The organism is Caulobacter sp. GW821-FHT12D05, assembly GCF_058807295.1.
Genome location: NZ_JBXAQO010000005.1, coordinates 219735 through 239303, shown reverse-complemented (window position 1 = coordinate 239303; position 19569 = coordinate 219735). Strand labels below are relative to the sequence as shown.

The following is a 19569-nucleotide window of genomic DNA, read 5'->3' as shown; positions in this document are numbered from 1 at the left end:
GCTATGACTCCCCGGCCATTGGGGAGAATCCTTGCTCATGTACCGTCGTCTTCTGGTCGCCACCGCCGCGCTGGCCCTCGTTTCGGGCGTCGCCCATGCCCAGACTTCTAAGCCGGCCAAGGCTAGCGCCACCGCCGCCCAGAAGCAGGGCATCAAGGACTACTTCGACGGCGCCCCGGCCAAGGACCCCGTCGCCACCGCTGAGGCCCTGCGCGACAAGGCGCTGCTGGACCGCCTGGCCTGGGACATCACCGAGGACCTGACCACCAATATCGGCCCGCGCCTGGTCGGTTCGCCGGCCATGGAGCGCGCCAAGGACTGGGGCGTGGCCAAGTTCAAGGCTCTGGGCTTCACCGACGTGAAGGTCGAGCAGTTCGCCAAGCCGTCGTGGACGCGCGGTGAAGAGAGCGCCGAGCTGGTCGGTCCCTATCCGATGAAGCTGGGCATCGTGGGCCTGGGCCGCACCGTGCCGACCCCGGCCGAAGGCATCGAAGCCGACGTCGCCCTGTTCCGCACCTATGCCGAGATGATGGCCGCCCCCGAGGGCGCGCTGAAGGGCAAGATCGCCGTCATCACCCAGCCGATGGTCAAGGCCCAGGACGGTTCGGGCTATGGCGTCGCCGGCATCTCGCGCCGCTCGGGTCCGGTGGAGGCCGCCAAGCGCGGCGCCGTGGCCCTGCTGATCCGCTCGATCTCGACCTCGGACTCGACCGTGCCGCACACCGGCGTCACCGCCTTCGGCGACGGCGTCGCCTCGATCCCCTCGGCCGCCATGGGCGTGCCGGAAGCCGAGCAGCTGGAGCGCCTGGCTAAGGAAGGCAAGCCGCTGCGCATCAAGCTGAAGCTGGCCTCGACCACCGACGCCAATGACGTGGCCTGGAACATCTCGGGCGAGATCAAGGGCTCGGAAAAGCCGGACGAAGTCATCGTTATTGGCGGCCACCTGGACAGCTGGGACGTCGGCACCGGCGCCCTGGACGACGCCACGGGCGTGGCCATCACCACGGCCGCGGCCAAGCTGATCGGCGACCTGCCCAAGCACCCCAAGCGCACCATCCGCGTGGTGATGTTCGGCTCGGAAGAAAGCGGCGGCTCGTCGGAAGCCTATATCGCCGCCCACAAGGACGAGGTCGCCAAGATCGTCCTGGCGGGCGAAAGCGACACCGGCGCGGACCGTGTCTTCGCGCTGAAGCTGCCGGCCGGCGCCCAAGCCCATCCGTTCGCCACGGTGGCCGCCAATGTCCTGGCCCCGCTGAAGATTTATGTCAGCCGCACCCCCGCCACCCACGGCGGCGCCGACATCGAGGGCCTGGAAGAGGCCGGCGTGCCCTCGGTCGAGCTGGAGCAGGACGCCACCCGCTACTTCGACTACCACCACACCGCCGACGACACCCTGAACAAGGTGCGTCCCGACGAACTGGCGCAGAACGTCGCCGCCTGGGCCAGCCTGATCTACCTGGTGGCCGAGACGGGTATCGACTTCCGCGTGATCAAGGCGGCGGGCGGGCCGGCTTCGCACTAAAACTCACAACTTCCGCTCTCCCTTCCCCCTTGATGGGGGAAGGGTAGGGATGGGGGTGTTGGCACGGCCTTTCCGCCTCTCTAGGAAGGGGACAAGCGTCCAATGCGGCGCGGCACCCCCACCCAACCCTCCCCCATCAAGGGGGAGGGCTTATAGAGCGCCTCCATGACCCAGCCCCTGCTTGGCCGCCACATCGCCGTCCTGCTCGGCGGCCCTTCGTCGGAACGCGAGGTCAGCCTGGTGTCGGGCCGCGAGTGCGCCGACGCGCTGGAGCGGCTGGGGGCCAAGGTCTCGCGGATCGATCCGGGCAAGGACGTCGCCCAGGTCCTGACCGCCACCAAGCCCGACATGGTCTTCAACGCCCTGCACGGCGAATGGGGCGAGGACGGTTGCGTCCAGGGCGTACTCGAAACCCTGAAGCTGCCCTACACCCACTCGGGCGTCCTGCCCTCCGCGCTGGCGATGGACAAGGCCAAGGCCAAGGCCGTGCTGGCGGCCGCCGGCGTGATCGTTCCGGGCGGCGGTCTCTACAACCGACACGATGTCGCGCGCGACCATGTGTTGCAGCCCCCCTATGTCGTTAAGCCCAATGCCGAGGGGTCGTCGGTCGGGGTGTTCATCATTCTGGAGGGCGCGAACCGTCCGCCGGAAGAACTTGCCTCTCCTTCCTGGACTTTCGGCGAGGAAGTCATGGTTGAGCCCTACATCCGGGGGTTGGAATTGGCCGTGGCGGTGCTGGGTGAGTCAAATGGTCCCAGGGCGCTGGCGGTAACGGATATCCGTGCATCCACAGGTTTCTACGACTACGAAGCCAAGTACTCCGAAGGCGGATCGATCCACGTCCTACCGGCCCCAATCCCTGATGGCGTAAGGGATCGCGCCATGCGGATGGCTGAGTTGGCGCACTCGGCTCTTGGTTGCCAAGGGGTAACCCGGTCGGATTTCCGTTATGACGACATTAACGACATTCTGGTCCTTCTAGAGGTCAACACGCAGCCCGGCATGACGCCGACCTCGCTCGCTCCCGAGCAGGCCGATCACGTCGGGATCCCGTTTGACCAGTTAGTTTTGTGGATCGTGGAGGACGCTTATGCCCGCTGTAGTGCGGGGGGGACCGCCTAAGCCTAGGCGACCCCGGGCCGAAGCGCCCGTAAGTCCGAGCAAAGGTAAGCCGGCGCCCCGGGGGGCGCAGCCGGCCGCCAAGTTGCACGCCGCCAAGGGCGTGGGTCTGTCGCCCACGGTCGCCCTGACGGTTGCAGGCGCGGCCTTGGGTCTCGGTCTTGTGGTGATGCTGGCGACCGGCCATCGGGCCGAGCGCATCGGCATGTCCATGGTCCATGGCGTCGACAACAGTTTCGCTTCCGCCGGCTTCAAGTTGAAGACGGTTCATATTCGTGGCGCGTCCTCGACCGCCCAGGCCGACATCCTGGCGGCCTCGGGCCTCTATCTGAACCAGCCGACGCTGGGGATGGACCTGAACGACGTCCGCACCAAGGTGCAGGGCGTGGGCTGGGTGAAGGACGCGAAAGTCGTGCGCATGCTGCCCGACACCGTGCTGATCGCGGTGGAAGAGCGGCCGGCGCTGGCGGTCTGGCAAAACCAGGGCCGCATGAAGGTTATCGACGGCGAAGGCCGCGTGATCACCGAGGCCGATCCGGCCCGCTTCCCCCAGCTGCCGCTGGTGGTGGGGCAGGGGGCGGACCAGGCCGCGGGCTTGATCCTGCCGGCCGTCGCTTCTCGACCGCGTCTGCGCGACCGACTGGAAGCGCTGGTGCGGGTGGATGACCGTCGTTGGGATCTTCGACTGAAGGACGGCTCGCTGATCCAGCTGCCGGCCATTGACGAAGAATCCGCGCTGATTCAATTGGATCAGCTCGACCAACGACAGCGAATCCTGGACATGGGTTTTGCGCGGATCGATCTGCGCGACCCCGAAATGGTGGCTGTTCGACCCCGCGACGCGGCGCTGCCTGGGCAGCCCGCGGCCGGTGGCGCGTAGATTTAGTGTGCTGAGGTGACGATAGCGATGTCGCGACTGGAGGAACGGAAGCAAGCTCGCGAGGGCCTGAAGGCCACGCTCGTGCGCCAGCCCGCCATCGCGGCCGTCGACCTGGGCGCGTCCAAGGTCACGTGCTTCATCATGAAGGCCGACGGCGTTCACCGCGAGAACCGCACCCTGACGACGGCCGGCGTGGGCTACGTGCAGTCGCGCGGCGTGCGGGGCGGCGCGATCGTCAACCTGGACGAGGCCGCGCAAGCGATCGCCCAGGCTGTCGAACGCGCCGAGACCGTGGCCGGCGTCAACGTGCAAGGCGTGTCGGTCTGCACCGCCGGCGGCCAGCTGGCCAGCAACCGCGTCCACACCCAGGTCTCGCTGGGCGCCCGCCCGATCGGTGACGGCGACCTGTCGCGCGCCATTGCTTCGGCCCTGGCGCAGGTTCGTATTCCCGGCCGCAAGCCGATCCATCTGCTGCCGATCGCCTGGTCGGTCGACGGCCAGCGCGGCATCCGCGACCCGCGCGCCATGTTCGGCCGCTCGCTGGGCCTGGAACTGCTGGTCGTCTCGGTCAACGAGAACATCTTCCACACCCTGGCCCACTGCGTCGAACGCGCCCACCTGTCCTTCGAAGGCGTGGTCGCCGCGCCGTTCGCTTCTGCGCTTGCCGCGCTTGAAGAGGACGAGATGGACCTGGGCGCGGTCTGCATCGACATGGGCGGCGGCTCGACCTCGGTGGCCGTGTTCAACAACGGCGCCCTGTGCCACGTCGACAGCCTGGCCGTCGGCGGCGGGCACGTGACGCAGGACATCGCCCGCGGCCTGCAGACCTCGGTGGTCGGCGCCGAGCGCATCAAGACCCTGCACGGCAGCGCGATCGCCTCGGCCAACGAGGACCGCGAGATGATCGAAGCCCCGCCGCGCGGCGACGATCCGGGCGCCGGTCCGGTGATCGCGCCGCGCTCGCTGCTCAAGGGCATCATCCAGCCGCGCGTCGAAGAGACCCTGGAACTGCTGCGCGAGCGCCTGAAGGCCTCGGGCGCGCCGGTCGAGCCGGGCGCGGGCATCGTCCTGACGGGCGGCGCCAGCCAGTTGGCCGGCGTGCGCGAAGTCGCCGTCCGCGTGTTCGACCGCCCGGTCCGCCTGGGCCGTCCGCGCCGGGTGCCGCACCTGGCCGACGCCGCCTCGGGTCCGGCCTTCTGCGCCGCCGCCGGCACGCTGCACCGCACCGCCTTCGGCCCGCGCGAGGCCGTCTCGTCCAAGGCCCTGGCCGGCGGCGTGGCCCGCAAGCGTCCGCTGGATCCCAATGCCTCGCCGATGGCGAAAGCAGCCGCGTGGCTGCGCGATAACCTCTAGCTTGGGTCTGTAGCCAAGCTCTTAAGTTTTAAGCGTGATTAACTCTACTGTTTAACCTTGAAGGCCCGGCCGAGCTTCTCGCCGGGCCTTTTTGCTGCTCCAAACGGCCGGTATTGGCTGAGAATTGCGACTCAGCGTCGTTCGGTCGCACGCAGCTGTGGATCCTTGCTGAACCCTTAGTTCGCTTGGGTTTTCTGTTGATAGACCACAATTTATCCCACGGTCGCGCTCGACCCGACCACGACTCAGATTATGCAGTTAACTGCCGATTAACGATGGTGGTTGTTCTGTTAACACGATCGTCGAGGCAATCCTGGGCGATTGGGTGTCGCCGAGGTCTAGTTCGACGATTTCGGCGTTAAGGACGCGAGGGTCCCATGGCTATTTCTCTTTCCGCGCCGCGTACGACTGAACTGAAGCCGCGTATCGTGGTGTTCGGTGTGGGCGGCGCTGGCGGCAACGCTGTGAACAACATGATCGAGGCGGGTCTCGAGGGTGTTGAGTTCGTGGTGGCCAACACCGACGCGCAACAGCTTCAGTTCGCGAAAACGGATCGTCGCATCCAGCTCGGCGTGCAGATCACGCAGGGCCTGGGCGCTGGCGCGCATCCCGAAGTGGGCATGAGCGCGGCTGAAGAATCCTTCCCGGAGATCGGCGAGCACCTCGACGGCGCGCACATGGTCTTCATCACCGCCGGCATGGGCGGCGGCACCGGCACCGGCGCGGCCCCGATCATCGCCAAGTGCGCCCGTGAGCGCGGCATCCTGACCGTCGGCGTCGTGACCAAGCCCTTCCACTTCGAAGGTCGTCACCGCATGCGCCTGGCCGATAGCGGCATTCAGGAGCTGCAGCGCTACGTCGACACCCTGATCGTCATTCCGAACCAGAACCTGTTCCGCGTCGCCAACGAACGCACGACCTTCGCCGAAGCCTTCGGCATGGCCGACCAGGTGCTGCACTCGGGCGTCCGTTCGATCACCGACCTGATGGTCCTGCCGGGCCTGATCAACCTCGACTTCGCCGACGTCCGCACGGTCATGACCGAGATGGGCAAGGCGATGATGGGCACCGGCGAGGGCACCGGCGAAGACCGCGCCCTGATGGCCGCTCAGAACGCCATCGCCAACCCGCTGCTGGACGAAGTCTCGCTGAAGGGCGCCAAGGCCGTGCTGGTCAACGTGACCGGCGGCATGGACATGACCCTGCTGGAAGTCGACGAGGCCGCCAACGCGATCTCGGACCAGGTCGACCCGGAAGCCAACATCATCTTCGGCGCGGCCTTCGATCCGTCGCTGGAAGGCGTGATCCGCGTGTCGGTGGTCGCCACCGGCATGGACGGCGCCTCGATCGCCCAGATCGAGCCCAAGCCCGTCACTCGCAACACCACGACCCAGCCGCTGATCGCCGACACCACCCGTCCGGCCCCGCAGCCGGAACCGGCCCGTCCGACCGCCCGCTACGAAGCCGCTCGTCCGGCCGAGCGTCCGTCGTCGGCCTTCGCGCCGGAGCCGATGGCGCCCGAGCCCGAGATCGTCATGTCGGCCCCGCAGCCGGAACCGGAAGCCGAACTCTACTACGACGAACCCGTCGCTGAAGAGCCGCGCATCACCCAGCCGGCCGCTCGCCAAGTGACCCGCATCGTGGACCCGATGGTCGATGACGCTCCGGTCTCTGAGGAGCCTCTGTTCCCCGAGCAGAACTATTACGAAGAGCGTCGCCCCCAGAAGCAGGGTGGTGGTTTCTTCTCGATGTTCGGCGGTGGTCGCCAGCGCTACGAGCAGCAGACCGCTTCGGCTCCGCAACCGCAGGCCCGCTCGACCCAGAGCGTGCGTCCGCAGCTGCAGCCGATCGAGACGCCGCAGACCGACGACGGCGAAGACCTGGAAATCCCGTCCTTCCTGCGCCGTCTGGCCAACTGAAAGGGCGACCCCGATAAGGGGCCCGGATCTAAGAAATGACAGAGCGCCTCGGGGAAACCCGGGGCGTTTTGCCTTGAGCGCTACGCCTGATTGACCACCCTGCCGCTTTGACGCTAGCCTTTCATTTAATGGGATATCGTCCCGAATAATGAGAGTTGCCGCGTTCGGCGACACCAGGGAGGACGGCTTGTCGAAAACGGGCCTCTTGTTCGCCGGCGCGACGCTCGCGCTGCTGCTTGGCTCCGCCGTTAGCGCGGCTGATCGCCAGACGACGCCGCTGACCGAGGACTGGAAGGTCTTCGTTGGCGATCCCGAAGGCGCGGAGACGCTCGCACTCGATGACTCCGGCTGGACCAAGGTCTCGGTCCCGCACGACTGGGCCATCGCCGGGCCGTTCGACGTCAAGGCGCGGGCGGGTGGAGCAGGGGGCTTCCTGCCGACCGGGGTGGCCTGGTACCGCCGGATGCTGGACGCCAAGCCGACCCCGGGCCGCCGGGTCTTCGTCGAGCTGGACGGGGTGATGGAGCGCAGCGGCGTCTGGATCAACGGCCACCACCTGGGTCACCGCCCCAGCGGCTATGTCGGCCTGCGCTACGACGTCACCGACTTTCTCAAGGCCGACGGCCGCAACGTGCTGGCCGTGCGGGCCGACACCGCCTTCGCCCCCTCGTCGCGCTGGTACGCGGGCTCGGGGATCTACGGCAAGGTCCGGCTGATCGAGACGGGCGACCTCTATGTCGAGCAGGGCGGGGCGTTCGTCAGCACGCCCGTCATCAGCGCGGACCAGGCGACCGCCAAGGTCCAGGTCGACGTCACCAACGGCGGCAAGACCAACGCCCGCGCCGGGCTGGAGATCGTCGTCACCGGTCCCGACGGCAAGGTCGTGGCCCGCCAGACGGCGGCGCCGGTCGCCGTCGATGTCGGCCGCACCGAGACCCTGACCGCCGAGCTGGCGATCGCTTCGCCCAAGCTGTGGGACCTGGACACGCCCAACCTCTACCAGGCTTCGATCCGGGTGATCGGCGAAGGTGGCCAGGCCGGCGATCTCGAAACCGTGCCGTTCGGCATCCGCACCGCCGAGTTCAAGGCCGAGAGCGGCTTCTGGCTGAACGGCAAGAACTTCAAGCTCAAGGGCGTGGCCCTGCACGCCGATGGCGGCGCGGTCGGGGCGGCCGTGCCCCTGGCGGTCTGGCGCCAGCGCTTCACGGCCCTGAAGGCCCTGGGCGTCAACGCCATCCGCACCGCCCACAACCCGCCGTCGCCGGAGTTCCTGGACCTGGCCGACCGTATGGGCTTCGTGGTCATGGACGAGCTGTTCGACCAGTGGAACGTCGCCAAGACGCCCGGCGACTACCACCTGTTCTTCAGCGACTGGCACAAGCGCGACGCCCGCGACATGCTGCGCCGCGACCGCAACCACCCCAGCGTGGTGATCTGGAGCGCCGGCAACGAGATCCACGACACCGCCTATCCGGTCCAGGCCAAGGCGGCGCTGAGCAGCCTGCTCAACGTCATGCACGCCACCGATCCGACCCGGCCGGTGACCATGGGTCTGTTCCGACCCAACGTGACGGGCGACTACAGCAACGGCCTGGCCGACATGCTGGACGTGGTCGGCCAGAACTATCGCGAAGGCGAGCTGACCAAGGCCAGCACCGACAAGCCCACCCGCAAGATCGTCGGCACCGAGAACAGCCATACGCGCGGCTCGTGGGTCGCCGTACGCGACTTCGCCCCCTATGCCGGCATGTTCCTGTGGACCGGCGTCGACTATCTGGGCGAGTCCGACCGCAGCGGCTGGCCCAATATCGGCAACCCCGCCGGCCTCTTGGATCGCACCGGCCAGGTGAAGGTCACCGGCATGCAGCGCGCGGGCTGGTGGTCGGAGACGCCGGTCATCCACGTGGTGCGCAACGCCGCCCCGGCCGCGCCGCCGCCCTCCAACGACGGGGCCGGTCCCGCGCCGGCCCTGCCGACCATGGTCGCGGTGGCGACGCCCGCCCAGAAGCCCCGGATCTTCGACGACTGGACGCCCGAGGACCTGTCGGCGCATCCCGAGACGATCGAGGTCTACAGCAACTGCCCCTCGGTCGACGTGACCCTGAACGGCCGCGCCCTGGGCGCCAAGCCGCTGCCCGCCGACGGCTCGCCCCGCCAGTGGAGCGTGACCTTCGCGCCGGGCGAGGTGGTCGCCAGCTGCGTCGGCGGCGGACCGCGTGACGTGCTGCGCACGGCCGGCGCGGCCAAGAAGATCGTGCTAGCCAGCGACGACAAGGCGGTCGGGACGGGCTTCGACGACCTGGCCTTCGTCCGCGCCAAGGTGGTCGACGCCAAGGGGGTGGTCGTGCCCTCGGCCGAGGCGGCCATCACCTTCGCGGTGTCGGGTGCTGGCAAGTTCGTGGCCGCCGACAACGCCTCGCCCGCCGACCACACGCCGTTCGCCTCACCGGTCCGCGCGACCTATCGCGGCACGGCGACGGCCCTGGTGCGTGGGGGCGGCACGGGCAAGCTGACCGTCAAGGCCAGCGCGCCCGGCCTGGAGGCCGCGACGCTGACCTTGCCGTCCGCGCCCTAGTCGATCTTCACGAACGGCGTAGATCCACCCGTCACCTTGGGCAGCTCGCCGTTCCACTTCTCGATGGCTAGCTGCTGCAGCACCTGCGGGTTGGCGCGCAGGGCCTCGCCCTTGATGCGGATCGACTCGGCCTCGCCGCGCGCCTTGGCGATGGCGGCGTTGGCCAGGGCGGTTTCCTTGGCTTCCAGGGCCTTGGCGGCCAAGGCTTCCTGCTCCAGCTGGGTCTTGGCCTGCATCTGCTGGATGATGGCGGCCGGGTAGCGGATCGAGCCGATCCAGTCGAGCTGCGAGACCGTCACGCCATGACGGGCCCACTTGCTGGACACCCGGGCATAGGCCTTCTGGATCACCATCTGGCGACCGCCGCTGTACAGCGTCTCGACCCCGACCTTCTCGGCCTCGGCGGCGACGGCCGAGCGGACGTCGTTGCGGATCGGCCCGTCCAGCAGCTGGTCGAACGACAGGCGATAGGTCTGGTAGAGGTTCGGGGCCGAGGCCGGATTGACCTGCAGGGTCACCGAGATGTCGGCCGTCATCGGCAGGCCGGTATTGTCGGAGAAGGTGATCTCCTCGTTCTCGTTGCCGCGCTCGTCCTTCTCGCGGGTGTAGCTGTAGGTGCGCTGGATCACCGGATACTGGATGATCCGCTCGCCTATCCCGCGGAAGTACCAGCGGGCGGGCAGGGGCTCGGGCGCGACGCCGGCCGAGGCGCCCAGGGTGCGGATCTTCACGCCGACATTGCCCGGCTCGACCGTGGTGCTGTGGCTCAGCACGCTGCACGAACCCAGCAGCAGGAGCAGCACGATCGCCGTGCCGCCGAGGACCCGCTGGCCCTGCTTTTGGAACGGGCTCTTCAGCTTCTTGGCGCTCGAGGCGAAGGGGCCGTCGGTCATTTGGGATCCTGGCGTTGCGCGTTTCGCCCAATGGTAGAGCCGCAAGCCTGACCATGCGCAAGGCTTGTCTCCACCCGGACCCGGAAATGCGCTAGAGGGTCATGATCTGCCAACTGTTAGCTGAAACCGGTCACGATGAAGCTCACCCGCGCCGATCGGAAGATCCTCCAGATCCTGCAGGAGGACGGCAAGATCTCGAACGTTGACCTGGCCGAACGGGTGGGGCTGTCGCCCAGTCCGTGCCTGCGCCGGGTCAAGCAGCTGGAGGCCTCGGGCCTGATCAGCGGCTATGTGGCGTTGCTCGATCGCCGCAAGGCCCAGCTGGGCGTGCTGGCCTATGTCGAGGTGCAGGTCGACCACACCGAAGGCGCGGCCGAGGCCTTCCGGGCGGCCGTGCTGCGCGAGCCCGAGGTGGTGGGCTGCTACGTGATGACGGGCAATTTCGACTACCTGCTGCGGGTGGTGGCACCCGACCTGGACGCCTACGGCGAGCTGATGATGAAGCGCCTCTTGAAGATGCCGGCGGTCAAGGACGTGCGGTCCGCGTTCGTGATGGACACCATCAAGGATTCCACGGCCTTGCCGCTAGATTATATGGATTGACTACATTCGGCCAATTGCGACGCCATAAGCTGGCATGATGTGACCGAAATTGTGTGATAGTCGGTCATGATCGCCACGATCTGACTTCGAGGCCGCGATAAGCTGCTTTCCCTAGATCGACGGGAAGCGCTCCATGACCTCCTCCGTGTTCACTGGCCTGACGCCTCAGGCGCCGGACTCCCTGCTGTCGCTGATCGGCATGTACCGCCGCGATCCGCGCGCCCAGAAGATCGACCTGGGCGTGGGCGTGTTCCGTGACGACGCCGGTGCGACGCCGGTGTTGGAGAGCGTGAAAGCCGCCGAGCAGATCCTGCTGAACACGCAGAGCACCAAGTCGTATCTCGGTCCCGAAGGCGACATCGGCTACCTGGACCTGCTCAAGCCGATCATCTTCGGCGACGCGGTGTCCCACGAAGTGTTCGGCGTGCAGACTCCGGGCGGCACCGGCGCGGTGCGTCTGGCCTGCGAGCTGCTGCTGGCGGCCAAGCTCGACATCCGCATGTTCATCGGCGCGCCGACCTGGCCCAACCACACTCAGATCCTGGACCAACTGGGCATCGAGACGGTCACCTTCCGCCACTACGACCAGCGCGCCCAGAAGCTGGGCTTCGACGAGATGATGGCGACGCTGGAGACGGCGCGAGCCGGCGACGCGGTGCTGCTGCACGCCTGCTGCCACAACCCGTCGGGCGCCGACTACAGCCTGGAGCAATGGGCCGCGATCGCCGAAGTGGTTGGTCGTAAAGGGATCACCCCGCTGATCGACCTGGCCTATCAGGGCCTGGGCCTGGGTCTGGAAGAAGACGCGGCCGGCATGCGCCTGGTCCTGGCCGCCGCCGAGGACGGCCTGCTGGCCTATTCCTGCGACAAGAACTTCGGCCTGTACCGCGAGCGCGTCGGCGCGCTGTACACCCTGACCCGCGATGCGGCGACGCTCGACCTGGCCGCCAGCAACATCCGGGCTCTCGCCCGCACCAACTGGTCGATGCCGCCGGATCACGGCGCCGCCACGGTTCGTGTTATCCTGGAGAGCGAAGCCCTCACGACGCTCTGGAAGTCCGAACTGGAAGCTATGCGCACGCGCGTGGCCGACCTGCGCCAGCGCCTGGCGACGGCGGTCCCGCTGCTGGCGCCGCTGGCCGGGCAGCACGGCCTGTTCGCCCTGCTGCCGCTGTCGCCGGCCCAGGTGATCCAGCTGCGCGAGGACCACGGCATCTACATGGCGGGTTCCGGCCGCATCAATCTGGCCGGTCTGACCGTTGAGAACATCGACACATTCGCGCGGGCGCTGAACGCCTGCCTGCAGGGAGAACCCGCATGACCCTCGTGACTGAACAGAACCCGCTGGGCCTCGACGGCTTCGAGTTCGTCGAGTTCACCAGCCCCGATCCGGCGGCCATGATCGGCCTGATCGAGCAGCTGGGCTTCGTCGCCGCCAGCAAGCACCCGACCAAGGCCGCGACCCGCTACAAGCAGGGCCGCATCAACCTGATCGTCAACCAGGAAGAGGCCGGCCAGGTCGCCGACTTCCGCGAGGCCCACGGCCCGTCGGCCAACGGCATGGCCTTCCGCGTCGAGAACGTCGAGCAGGCCTATGCCGACGCCCTGGCGCGCGGCGCCAAGGGCGCCGACGCCTCGCGCTCGCTGCTGGGCGCGGACGCCAAGGTGCTGGAAGGCATCGGCGGCAGCTTGCTGTACCTCGTCGACCGCTACGGCGACGGCGGCACCATCTATGACAGCTGGGAACAGGTTCCGGGCGCGGCCCTGGAAGAGGCCAAGAACAATGTCGGCCTGGACCTGCTCGACCACCTGACCCACAACGTCAAGCGCGGCCAGATGCGCACCTGGTCGACCTTCTACAACTCGGTCTTCGGCTTCGAGGAGCAGAAGTACTTCGACATCAAGGGCCAGGCCACGGGCCTGTTCAGCCAGGCGATGATCGCGCCCGACAAGGCCATCCGCATCCCGCTGAACGAAAGCCAGGACGACAAGAGCCAGATCGAGGAGTTCATCCGCCAGTACAACGGCGAGGGCATCCAGCACCTGGCCCTGACCACGGACGACATCTACGGCACCGTCGAGAAGCTGCGCGCCCGCGGCGTGAAGCTGCAGGACACCATCGAGACCTATTACGAACTGGTCGACAAGCGCGTCCCGGGTCACGGCGAGGATCTGGAGCGCTTGAAGAAGAACCGCATCCTGCTGGACGGCAATGTCGGCGACGAAGGCCTGCTGCTGCAGATCTTCACCGAGAACCTGTTCGGGCCGATCTTCTTCGAGATCATCCAGCGCAAGGGCAACCAGGGCTTCGGCAACGGCAACTTCCAGGCCCTGTTCGAGAGCATCGAGCTGGACCAGATCCGCCGTGGGGTGATCACGGTCGAGGCTTGAGCCTAGGGCTCGAAATTACCCTTCGTTGTCATCCCGGCCGAAGCGTAGCGTAGAGCCGGGACCCAGGGGCGACAGCAGTGCGCTGGCCCCTGGGTCCCGGATCGCCCTTTCAGGGCGTCCGGGATGACAAGAAAATTGGGTTCGGAACGCACATGGACCTCCGCTACCAAACCGGCTTCGGCGCCCACTTCGCCACCGAGGCCGTGGCCGGCGCTCTGCCGATCGGCCAGAACTCGCCGCAGCGGGTTCCGTTCGGGCTCTATGCCGAGCAGCTGTCCGGCACGGCCTTCACCGCCCCGCGCCACGAGAACAAGCGCAGCTGGCTCTACCGCCTGCGGCCCAGCGCCGGGCACGGCGCCTACCAGCCCTACGCCCAGGCCAAGCTCGTCAGCGGCCCGTTCGCCGAGCCCGTGACCCCCAACCGCCTGCGTTGGGACCCGATCGCCATTCCGGCCGAGCCGACCGACTTCGTCGATGGTCTTGTCACCATCGCCGGCAACGGCGACGTGGCGACCCAGAACGGCCTGGGCGTCCACGTCTATGTCGCCAACGTCTCGATGCAGAACCGGGTGTTCTACGACGCCGACGGCGAGCTCTTGATCGTGCCGCAGCAGGGCGTGCTGACCCTGGTCACCGAGCTGGGCGTCCTGAAGGCCGGCCCCGGCCACATCGCGGTGATCCCGCGCGGCGTGCGCTTCCGCGTCGAGCTGGACGGCCCGTCGCGCGGCTATGTCTGCGAGAACTATGGCGCGGCGTTCAAGCTGCCGGACCTGGGGCCCATCGGCTCGAACGGCCTGGCCAATCCGCGCGACTTCGAAACCCCCGTCGCGGCCTTCGAGGATGTCGACGCCCCGACCCTGGTGATCCAGAAGTTTCAAGGCGCACTGTGGGCCGCCGAGTGGGATCACAGCCCGCTGGACGTCGTCGCCTGGCACGGCAACCTGGCGCCGTACCGCTATGACCTGTCGCGCTTCAACACGATCAACACGGTCAGCTTCGACCACCCCGATCCGTCGATCTTCACGGTCCTGACCTCGCCCAGCGAGATCCCCGGCACGGCCAATTGCGACTTCGTGATCTTCCCGCCGCGCTGGATGGTGGCCGAGCACACGTTCCGCCCGCCGTGGTTCCACCGCAACGTGATGAGCGAGTTCATGGGCCTGATCCACGGCGCCTATGACGCCAAGGAGGGCGGCTTCGTCCCCGGCGGCGCCAGCTTGCACAACTGCATGAGCGATCACGGCCCGGACGTGGCCAGCCACACCAAGGCGACGGAGGCCCAACTGGCCCCGCACAAGATCGACGGGACCATGGCCTTCATGTTCGAAAGCCGCTGGGTGATCCGGCCGACGAAATTCGCTCTGGAGACTTCCGCGCTTCAGGATGACTATGACGCGTGCTGGACGGGTTTTCCCAAAGCCCGTCTGCCTTAACTAGAACTGGGAAAGAGGAAGCGCTGATGAAGCTCGCGTCTCTCAAGGGCGGCCGTGACGGCCGGCTTGTGGTGGTCTCCAACGACCTGGCCTGGTTCACCGACGCCGGGACCATCGCGCCGACCTTGCAGGCTGCCTTGGACGACTGGCAGCGCTGCGGGGTGATGCTGGCCGGCCTGGCCGAGAGCCTCGAGCATGGCGGCGTGCCCAAGGAACGCTTCCACGAGCATGACGCCCTGAGCCCGCTGCCGCGCGCGTTCCAGTGGGTCGACGGCTCGGCCTACGTCAACCACGTGCAGCTGGTGCGCCAGGCGCGCGGCGCCGAGATGCCCGAGACCTTCTGGACCGATCCCCTGATGTACCAGGGCGCGTCGGACGGCTTCCTGGCCCCCCGCGATCCGATCCCGCTGGCCGACGCCGCCTGGGGCTGCGACCTGGAAGGCGAAGTCGCCGTGATCGTCGACGACGTGCCGCAGGGCGCCAGCCGCGAGGAGGCCCTGGCCGCCATCCGCCTGGTCATGCTGTGCAACGACGTCAGCTTGCGCAACCTGATCCCGGCCGAGCTGGCTAAGGGCTTCGGCTTTGTGCAGTCCAAGCCGCACAGCGCCTTCTCGCCGGTGGCGGTGTCGCCCGACGCGCTGGGCGACGCCTGGAAGGACGGCAAGCTGCACGGCGCCCTGCTGGTCGAGCTGGACGGCAAGGACTTCGGCCGCGCCGACGCCGGCGTCGACATGACCTTCGACTTCGGGACCCTGGTGGCCCACGCCGCCAAGACCCGCAGCCTGTGCGCCGGCACCATCGTCGGCTCGGGCACGGTGTCCAACCGTGGCGAGGACGGCGGCCCCGGCAAGCCGGTCAGCGAAGGCGGCCTGGGCTACTCGTGCCTGGCCGAGCTGCGCACGGTCGAGACCATCCTGCACGGCGCTGCCAAGACGCCGTTCCTGCTGGGCGACGACACCATCCGCATCGAGATGAAGGACGCCAAGGGCCACTCGATCTTCGGCGCCATCGAGCAGACGGTCGAGCGGGTTTGACGGAAGAAGCGTCTACCGTCGGCCGCATCTGGGAAACGCGCGCCGGGATCAATCTCGGCCCGCTGGACCTGATCCCCGACGGCAAGGCGCGTAACTATGTGCTGCAGATCGGCGAGGCGCGCTTCCACGGCTTCGTGGTGCGCCGGGGCGAGGCGGTGTTCGGCTATGTCGACCGCTGCCCGCACGCCGGCCTGCCGCTGGCCCAGGAACTGGACCGCTATCTCACGCCGGACGGCGACCTGATCATGTGCTCCTGGCACGGGGCGGTGTTCACGGTGGAGGAGGGGACCTGCGTCGGCGGTCCCTGCGTCGGCGCGCGGCTGTCGCCGTGGCCGGTGGAAGCGCGGGACGGCCGGGTGGTGACGGCCGCCCCGCCCCCCTAGGAGACGGGGCGAGCCCCGGTCCTAGAACAGGATCCCTGTCTCGATCAGCGCGCGAGTCTGGGACTTCTTGTCGCCATTGGCGCCCAGGCCCGCGCCGGCGTCGTAGTCGCTCAGCTTGATGTAGGCGACCTCGCCCCGGATGAAGAACGCGCCCTTCTGGAAGGTGGGCGTCAGGGTCAGGGTCGTGGCCTTGCTGTCGGTCCCGTACAGCAGGTTGGTCACGCCATTGCCGTCGCTCGAGATGTGTTCGGCGCGGGCGGCCAGCGAGACGTTTTCGTTGAAGCTGTACTTGCCCAGCACAGCCACGCCCGTGGTCGAGGCCTTCTCGGTGACGCCCAGCGCCGGCATCTTGGGCACGCGGGTGTACTGGACGTACGGCATGATGGTCAGAGGCCCGTTGGTGTGGGTCCAGATCAGGTTGTAGATCTCGGAATTGTTCTGCAGCAGCGGCGTGGCCGAGGTCGCCTTGTCGGTGGCCTTGTCGAAATTGCCGCCGCCGGCGAAGGCGATAACGTTCTTGTCGTCGACCGCATAGGACACCAGGGCCGACCCCCAGCTGTACTTGTCCGAATAGAAGCCGTCGTTCAGCGAGGCCGAGATGCTGAGCGGACCCGAGGCGTAGTTCACCTGGACGCCGCGGTTGATCAGGTTCTCCTGGTTCCACAGCTGGCCACGGGTGATGTTGGCGTTCTGGAAGGTGAAGCTGTACTCGGCGCCGATCAGGGTGGGCAGCTTGCCGACCATGATCGAGAAGTTCTCATTGGGCACGAACTTGACGAACGCCTGGGGCATGACGCCGAAGGTGTTCTTGGTGTTGTCGATGGCCTTGCCATACGGCACGCCCACGGTCGGGAACGAATAGGCGCCGAACTGGGCGAAGAATTGGATAGGGCCTTCGGTGGTCTGGACCATCACCTGGGCGTTCGAGAAGTCGACGCGAGACTTCTTGTCGCTGCCGGCCGCGCGGTCCTGCGTATAGCCGATGCCGCTGATCGCGCCGGTGACATAGACATTGCCAAACGGCCCGGCGTCGATCGTGCTGGGCTTGGGATTGGCGGCCAGGGGCCAGCTCATCGAGGGCGTGGTCATGGCTTGGGCGGAAGCCGACCCGGCCGAGGCCAGGGCCAGCATCATGGCGGCGCCGGCGAGCGCGGCGGTCTTGGCGTATTTCATTATCTATCCCCTTTGGACGACGACCCCGTGGTCTTCCGGTCGAGCGGAAGGACGTGTCGAATGTCCAAAGGCTGAGACGTGAACTGCCTTCGACGAAGCATAGTGACGGTGAAGTGCGCCTGTATGCTGGTCTCAGATTAAATATTGAGCGTCCGGAAGCTCATTGGCTGAGCATTTATACATTGAAAAATTGAATGATTTCAAAGAATTGCTAGTTCGTATCGAAGTATGTCTTGGTTTTGAGCTTGTTTGGTTCGATCGAGTATCGGGAGGGGTGGTGTTCGCCGCTTGACACCTCCACCCCGGCGCACCCAGAAGCTAAGCCTCAACCAAACCGCGAAAGGCGTCAGATGGACAAGAAGGGTGGCGTGGGCTTCGTCCTGGGCGTCAGCGGCGGCATCATCTTCGGCGCGCTGATCGACAACATGGCCATCGGCCTGATCCTGGGCTTCGCCGTCGGCTTCGGCCTGATCAAGCTCGGCGGCAAGAAGAAGCCGAAGCCGGAAGATCCTCCGTCGTAGGGAGAGCCTAAGACCCCTCTCTCATAGAGAGAGGGAGGGGCCCGCCGCGAAGCGGTGGGAGGGTGAGAGGTTACGGGCGTTCAAGATGGGGCGCCGTCTCAAGACCTCGCCGACCACTCGGCGACTTGCTCCAGAGCCGCGTCTAACGTGACGTCGAGAGCTGCGGCATGCGTTCTCCACGCCCGATGAAGCTCAGCATCGTCGTGGGTTTCCACGTCCCAGGCGTTGACGGTGATTGTTCCATCGTCCGGCGGCTCGATAGAGATCTGGAAACACTCTTTCTCGCCGGCGCTTATGTAGCAGAAGCGACGGGGCTCACCGCCAAACTGCGTATTGAGCTTTAGATCGTGCCGCGCCGCCCAGGCGCTGATTATGTCGTCGATTGAGTTGTAGGCCATCACGGGCCTCCCTCATGCGAGTTGTGATCGCCGACAAACTCGCCCAGGGGCGTGAAGCAATTATTGGCTGGCGGTGAAACCTCTCACCCTCCCACGCCTGCGACGTGGGTCCCTCCCTCTCTCTAAGAGAGAGGGTTTCCTCCGCTCCAGACAAAAGAACGGCCGCCTTCCAGGAGAAGAAGGCGGCCGAGTCATTGGGAGGAAACGCCCGAAAGGGCTGAGTTCCATATAGACGTTTGAAATCGATCTGACAACGTTGTCACGGAATTAATTTCGCGTAACGGTGAAATCGGATCTGCGGTGCGTCGTCCTCGCCCTTCGACAGGCTCAGGGTGAGGACCAGGGGTGGCACGGTGCGTCAGTCGAAACCTCATCCTGAGCTTGTCGGAGCCTGCCCTCGGGCCGGCGAAGCCGGACCCGGGGGGACGAGGTTTCGGCCGCTCCGATCCTTACTTCTTCCGCGCGGCCTGAGCCTCGATCTCCACCAGCATGCCGTCCTGCACCAGGGCGGTGATCTGGCTGGTGATGCGGGCGGGCTTGTTGGGCTGGGCTTCGGTGCCGAAGAAGGTCTTGTAGCCTTCCATCATGCCGGGGAAGTCCATCTTGCCGCCCTTGGCCGGGTCGCCGACCAGCAGCACGCGCATCATGACGACGTCGCCGAGGGTCGCGCCCTGGCTCTTCAGGGCGGCTTCGATGCGGCCGATGACGCCCAGGGTCTGGGTCTTGGTGTCGCCGAACTTGGCGACGCCCGTGGCCTTCTCGTCGATGACCGGCGGCGTCATGCCCGAGACGTAGATGGTGTCGTAGCCGGCCGGCACGGTGACGACGCTGGCGATCGGCGACTTGGGGTCGCCGCCGCGGACGATGTCCTGGGCGTGGGCGGCGGCGTCGAAGCCGGCGAGGGCGGCGATGCCGGCGGCCAGAGCGATGAGGCGTTTCATGGTCTTCTCCCTTTGAGCGGTGCGAAAGATCAGTGAGCCTGGAGGCCGCGCGCCTTGGCGGCGGCCTTGGCGGCCACGCGGGCCTTGGCGACGTCGGCGGGCTGGACGGCCGCGCCTTTGTTGCCCCACGAGGCGCGGACATAGGTCAGGATGGCCGACAGATCGGCGTCGTTCAGGTCGTCCTTGAAGGCGGGCATGCCGGCGCGACCGTTCAGCACCGTGGTCGTCACGACCAGCGGCGGGCCTTGCACGAACGGCGAGCCGGCCAGGGCCGGGAAGGCGCCCTTGACGCCCTTGCCGGTCACCTGGTGGCAGGCCGAGCAGTTGTCGTTGAACAGCGACTTGCCGTCGGCGGAGGCGATCGCCGGAACGGCGAGGCCCACAGCTAGAGACAGGGCGGCGAGACGATAAGCGAAAGTCATTCTTTATCC

18 protein-coding genes and 1 pseudogene are annotated in these 19569 nt (G+C 67.0%); 14 read left to right on the top strand and 5 right to left on the bottom strand.

The annotated features are described in order from the left end of the window. Positions 1-31: 31 nt before the first annotated feature. The 7 genes and pseudogenes from AC1RRR_RS24425 to AC1RRR_RS24395 all read left to right on the top strand — a co-directional run bounded on the left by AC1RRR_RS24425 (position 32) and on the right by AC1RRR_RS24395 (position 9368). Positions 32-1522: a M20/M25/M40 family metallo-hydrolase gene (locus AC1RRR_RS24425; protein WP_492816999.1), complete on the top strand. Its 1491-nt coding sequence runs from the start codon at positions 32-34 to the stop codon at positions 1520-1522. A gap of 165 nt (positions 1523-1687) precedes the next feature. Next, positions 1688-2644 carry a D-alanine--D-alanine ligase gene (locus AC1RRR_RS24420; RefSeq protein WP_492816997.1) on the top strand — a complete coding sequence of 319 codons (957 nt, stop codon included), beginning with the start codon at positions 1688-1690 and terminating at the stop codon, positions 2642-2644. Then, positions 2613-3521 (top strand): cell division protein FtsQ, encoded by a 909-nt coding sequence (gene ftsQ / locus AC1RRR_RS24415; RefSeq protein WP_291878047.1) that lies wholly within the window; start codon positions 2613-2615, stop codon positions 3519-3521. Before AC1RRR_RS24420 ends, ftsQ begins: the two co-directional genes overlap by 32 nt. A 27-nt stretch (positions 3522-3548) precedes the next feature. Further along, the gene (ftsA, locus tag AC1RRR_RS24410; RefSeq protein ID WP_454714756.1) at positions 3549-4874 is read left to right on the top strand and encodes a cell division protein FtsA; all 1326 of its coding nucleotides are present in this window, start codon (positions 3549-3551) and stop codon (positions 4872-4874) included. Between the two features lie 275 nt (positions 4875-5149). Next, positions 5150-5216 (top strand): annotated as a pseudogene (locus AC1RRR_RS24405) (hypothetical protein). Positions 5217-5251: 35 nt separating this feature from the next. Next, positions 5252-6793: a cell division protein FtsZ gene (ftsZ, locus tag AC1RRR_RS24400; protein ID WP_492816994.1), complete on the top strand. Its 1542-nt coding sequence runs from the start codon at positions 5252-5254 to the stop codon at positions 6791-6793. 187 nt (positions 6794-6980) lie between these two features. Further along, on the top strand, positions 6981-9368 hold the full coding sequence (locus AC1RRR_RS24395; RefSeq protein WP_492816992.1) for a glycoside hydrolase family 2 TIM barrel-domain containing protein: 2388 nt from the start codon (positions 6981-6983) through the stop codon (positions 9366-9368). On the opposite strand, the gene AC1RRR_RS24390 is transcribed toward AC1RRR_RS24395, so the two are convergent. Further along, positions 9365-10261 carry an SPFH domain-containing protein gene (locus AC1RRR_RS24390; RefSeq protein ID WP_492816990.1) on the bottom strand — a complete coding sequence of 299 codons (897 nt, stop codon included), beginning with the start codon at positions 10259-10261 and terminating at the stop codon, positions 9365-9367. The two genes, AC1RRR_RS24395 and AC1RRR_RS24390, sit on opposite strands and share 4 nt — an antisense overlap. A gap of 135 nt (positions 10262-10396) precedes the next feature. On the opposite strand from AC1RRR_RS24390, the gene AC1RRR_RS24385 reads away from it, so the two are divergent. From AC1RRR_RS24385 to AC1RRR_RS24360, 6 genes are all read left to right on the top strand, one after another. Next, entirely contained in the window at positions 10397-10864 is a 468-nt protein-coding gene (locus AC1RRR_RS24385; protein ID WP_492816988.1) for an Lrp/AsnC family transcriptional regulator, read from the top strand. 133 nt (positions 10865-10997) lie between these two features. Continuing rightward, positions 10998-12185 (top strand): amino acid aminotransferase, encoded by a 1188-nt coding sequence (locus AC1RRR_RS24380; protein ID WP_492816986.1) that lies wholly within the window; start codon positions 10998-11000, stop codon positions 12183-12185. Beyond that, the gene (gene hppD, locus AC1RRR_RS24375; RefSeq protein ID WP_492816984.1) at positions 12182-13255 is read left to right on the top strand and encodes a 4-hydroxyphenylpyruvate dioxygenase; all 1074 of its coding nucleotides are present in this window, start codon (positions 12182-12184) and stop codon (positions 13253-13255) included. Before AC1RRR_RS24380 ends, hppD begins: the two co-directional genes overlap by 4 nt. A 152-nt stretch (positions 13256-13407) precedes the next feature. Further along, the gene (hmgA, locus tag AC1RRR_RS24370; protein WP_492816982.1) at positions 13408-14688 is read left to right on the top strand and encodes a homogentisate 1,2-dioxygenase; all 1281 of its coding nucleotides are present in this window, start codon (positions 13408-13410) and stop codon (positions 14686-14688) included. Positions 14689-14714: 26 nt separating this feature from the next. Then, entirely contained in the window at positions 14715-15722 is a 1008-nt protein-coding gene (locus tag AC1RRR_RS24365) for a fumarylacetoacetate hydrolase family protein (protein WP_492816980.1), read from the top strand. After that, the gene (locus AC1RRR_RS24360; protein WP_492816978.1) at positions 15719-16105 is read left to right on the top strand and encodes a Rieske (2Fe-2S) protein; all 387 of its coding nucleotides are present in this window, start codon (positions 15719-15721) and stop codon (positions 16103-16105) included. Before AC1RRR_RS24365 ends, AC1RRR_RS24360 begins: the two co-directional genes overlap by 4 nt. A 21-nt stretch (positions 16106-16126) precedes the next feature. On the opposite strand, the gene AC1RRR_RS24355 is transcribed toward AC1RRR_RS24360, so the two are convergent. Then, positions 16127-17278 carry an outer membrane beta-barrel protein gene (locus AC1RRR_RS24355; RefSeq protein WP_492816976.1) on the bottom strand — a complete coding sequence of 384 codons (1152 nt, stop codon included), beginning with the start codon at positions 17276-17278 and terminating at the stop codon, positions 16127-16129. A gap of 350 nt (positions 17279-17628) precedes the next feature. On the opposite strand from AC1RRR_RS24355, the gene AC1RRR_RS24350 reads away from it, so the two are divergent. Beyond that, positions 17629-17799 carry a hypothetical protein gene (locus tag AC1RRR_RS24350; protein ID WP_492816974.1) on the top strand — a complete coding sequence of 57 codons (171 nt, stop codon included), beginning with the start codon at positions 17629-17631 and terminating at the stop codon, positions 17797-17799. Positions 17800-17897: 98 nt separating this feature from the next. On the opposite strand, the gene AC1RRR_RS24345 is transcribed toward AC1RRR_RS24350, so the two are convergent. From AC1RRR_RS24345 to AC1RRR_RS24335, 3 genes are all read right to left on the bottom strand, one after another. Continuing rightward, on the bottom strand, positions 17898-18197 hold the full coding sequence (locus tag AC1RRR_RS24345; RefSeq protein WP_492816972.1) for a hypothetical protein: 300 nt from the start codon (positions 18195-18197) through the stop codon (positions 17898-17900). Between the two features lie 449 nt (positions 18198-18646). Beyond that, complete coding sequence (locus tag AC1RRR_RS24340) at positions 18647-19138, bottom strand: RidA family protein (protein ID WP_492816970.1); 492 nt, start codon at positions 19136-19138, stop codon at positions 18647-18649. Positions 19139-19167: 29 nt separating this feature from the next. After that, positions 19168-19560 carry a c-type cytochrome gene (locus tag AC1RRR_RS24335; protein ID WP_492816968.1) on the bottom strand — a complete coding sequence of 131 codons (393 nt, stop codon included), beginning with the start codon at positions 19558-19560 and terminating at the stop codon, positions 19168-19170. Positions 19561-19569: the final 9 nt, after the last annotated feature.

Bases quoted from the DNA above. Each gene is read 5' to 3' on its own strand.
- AC1RRR_RS24420 (WP_492816997.1), top strand. From the start codon at position 1,688: ATGACCCAGCCCCTGCTTGGCCGCCACATCGCCGTCCTGCTCGGCGGC.
- ftsQ (WP_291878047.1), top strand. From the start codon at position 2,613: ATGCCCGCTGTAGTGCGGGGGGGACCGCCTAAGCCTAGGCGACCCCGG.
- ftsA (WP_454714756.1), top strand. From the start codon at position 3,549: ATGTCGCGACTGGAGGAACGGAAGCAAGCTCGCGAGGGCCTGAAGGCC.
- ftsZ (WP_492816994.1), top strand. From the start codon at position 5,252: ATGGCTATTTCTCTTTCCGCGCCGCGTACGACTGAACTGAAGCCGCGT.
- AC1RRR_RS24390 (WP_492816990.1), bottom strand. From the start codon at position 10,261: ATGACCGACGGCCCCTTCGCCTCGAGCGCCAAGAAGCTGAAGAGCCCG.
- AC1RRR_RS24385 (WP_492816988.1), top strand. From the start codon at position 10,397: ATGAAGCTCACCCGCGCCGATCGGAAGATCCTCCAGATCCTGCAGGAG.
- AC1RRR_RS24380 (WP_492816986.1), top strand. From the start codon at position 10,998: ATGACCTCCTCCGTGTTCACTGGCCTGACGCCTCAGGCGCCGGACTCC.
- hppD (WP_492816984.1), top strand. From the start codon at position 12,182: ATGACCCTCGTGACTGAACAGAACCCGCTGGGCCTCGACGGCTTCGAG.
- hmgA (WP_492816982.1), top strand. From the start codon at position 13,408: ATGGACCTCCGCTACCAAACCGGCTTCGGCGCCCACTTCGCCACCGAG.
- AC1RRR_RS24365 (WP_492816980.1), top strand. From the start codon at position 14,715: ATGAAGCTCGCGTCTCTCAAGGGCGGCCGTGACGGCCGGCTTGTGGTG.
- AC1RRR_RS24355 (WP_492816976.1), bottom strand. From the start codon at position 17,278: ATGAAATACGCCAAGACCGCCGCGCTCGCCGGCGCCGCCATGATGCTG.
- AC1RRR_RS24350 (WP_492816974.1), top strand. From the start codon at position 17,629: ATGGACAAGAAGGGTGGCGTGGGCTTCGTCCTGGGCGTCAGCGGCGGC.
- AC1RRR_RS24345 (WP_492816972.1), bottom strand. From the start codon at position 18,197: ATGGCCTACAACTCAATCGACGACATAATCAGCGCCTGGGCGGCGCGG.
- AC1RRR_RS24340 (WP_492816970.1), bottom strand. From the start codon at position 19,138: ATGAAACGCCTCATCGCTCTGGCCGCCGGCATCGCCGCCCTCGCCGGC.
- AC1RRR_RS24335 (WP_492816968.1), bottom strand. From the start codon at position 19,560: ATGACTTTCGCTTATCGTCTCGCCGCCCTGTCTCTAGCTGTGGGCCTC.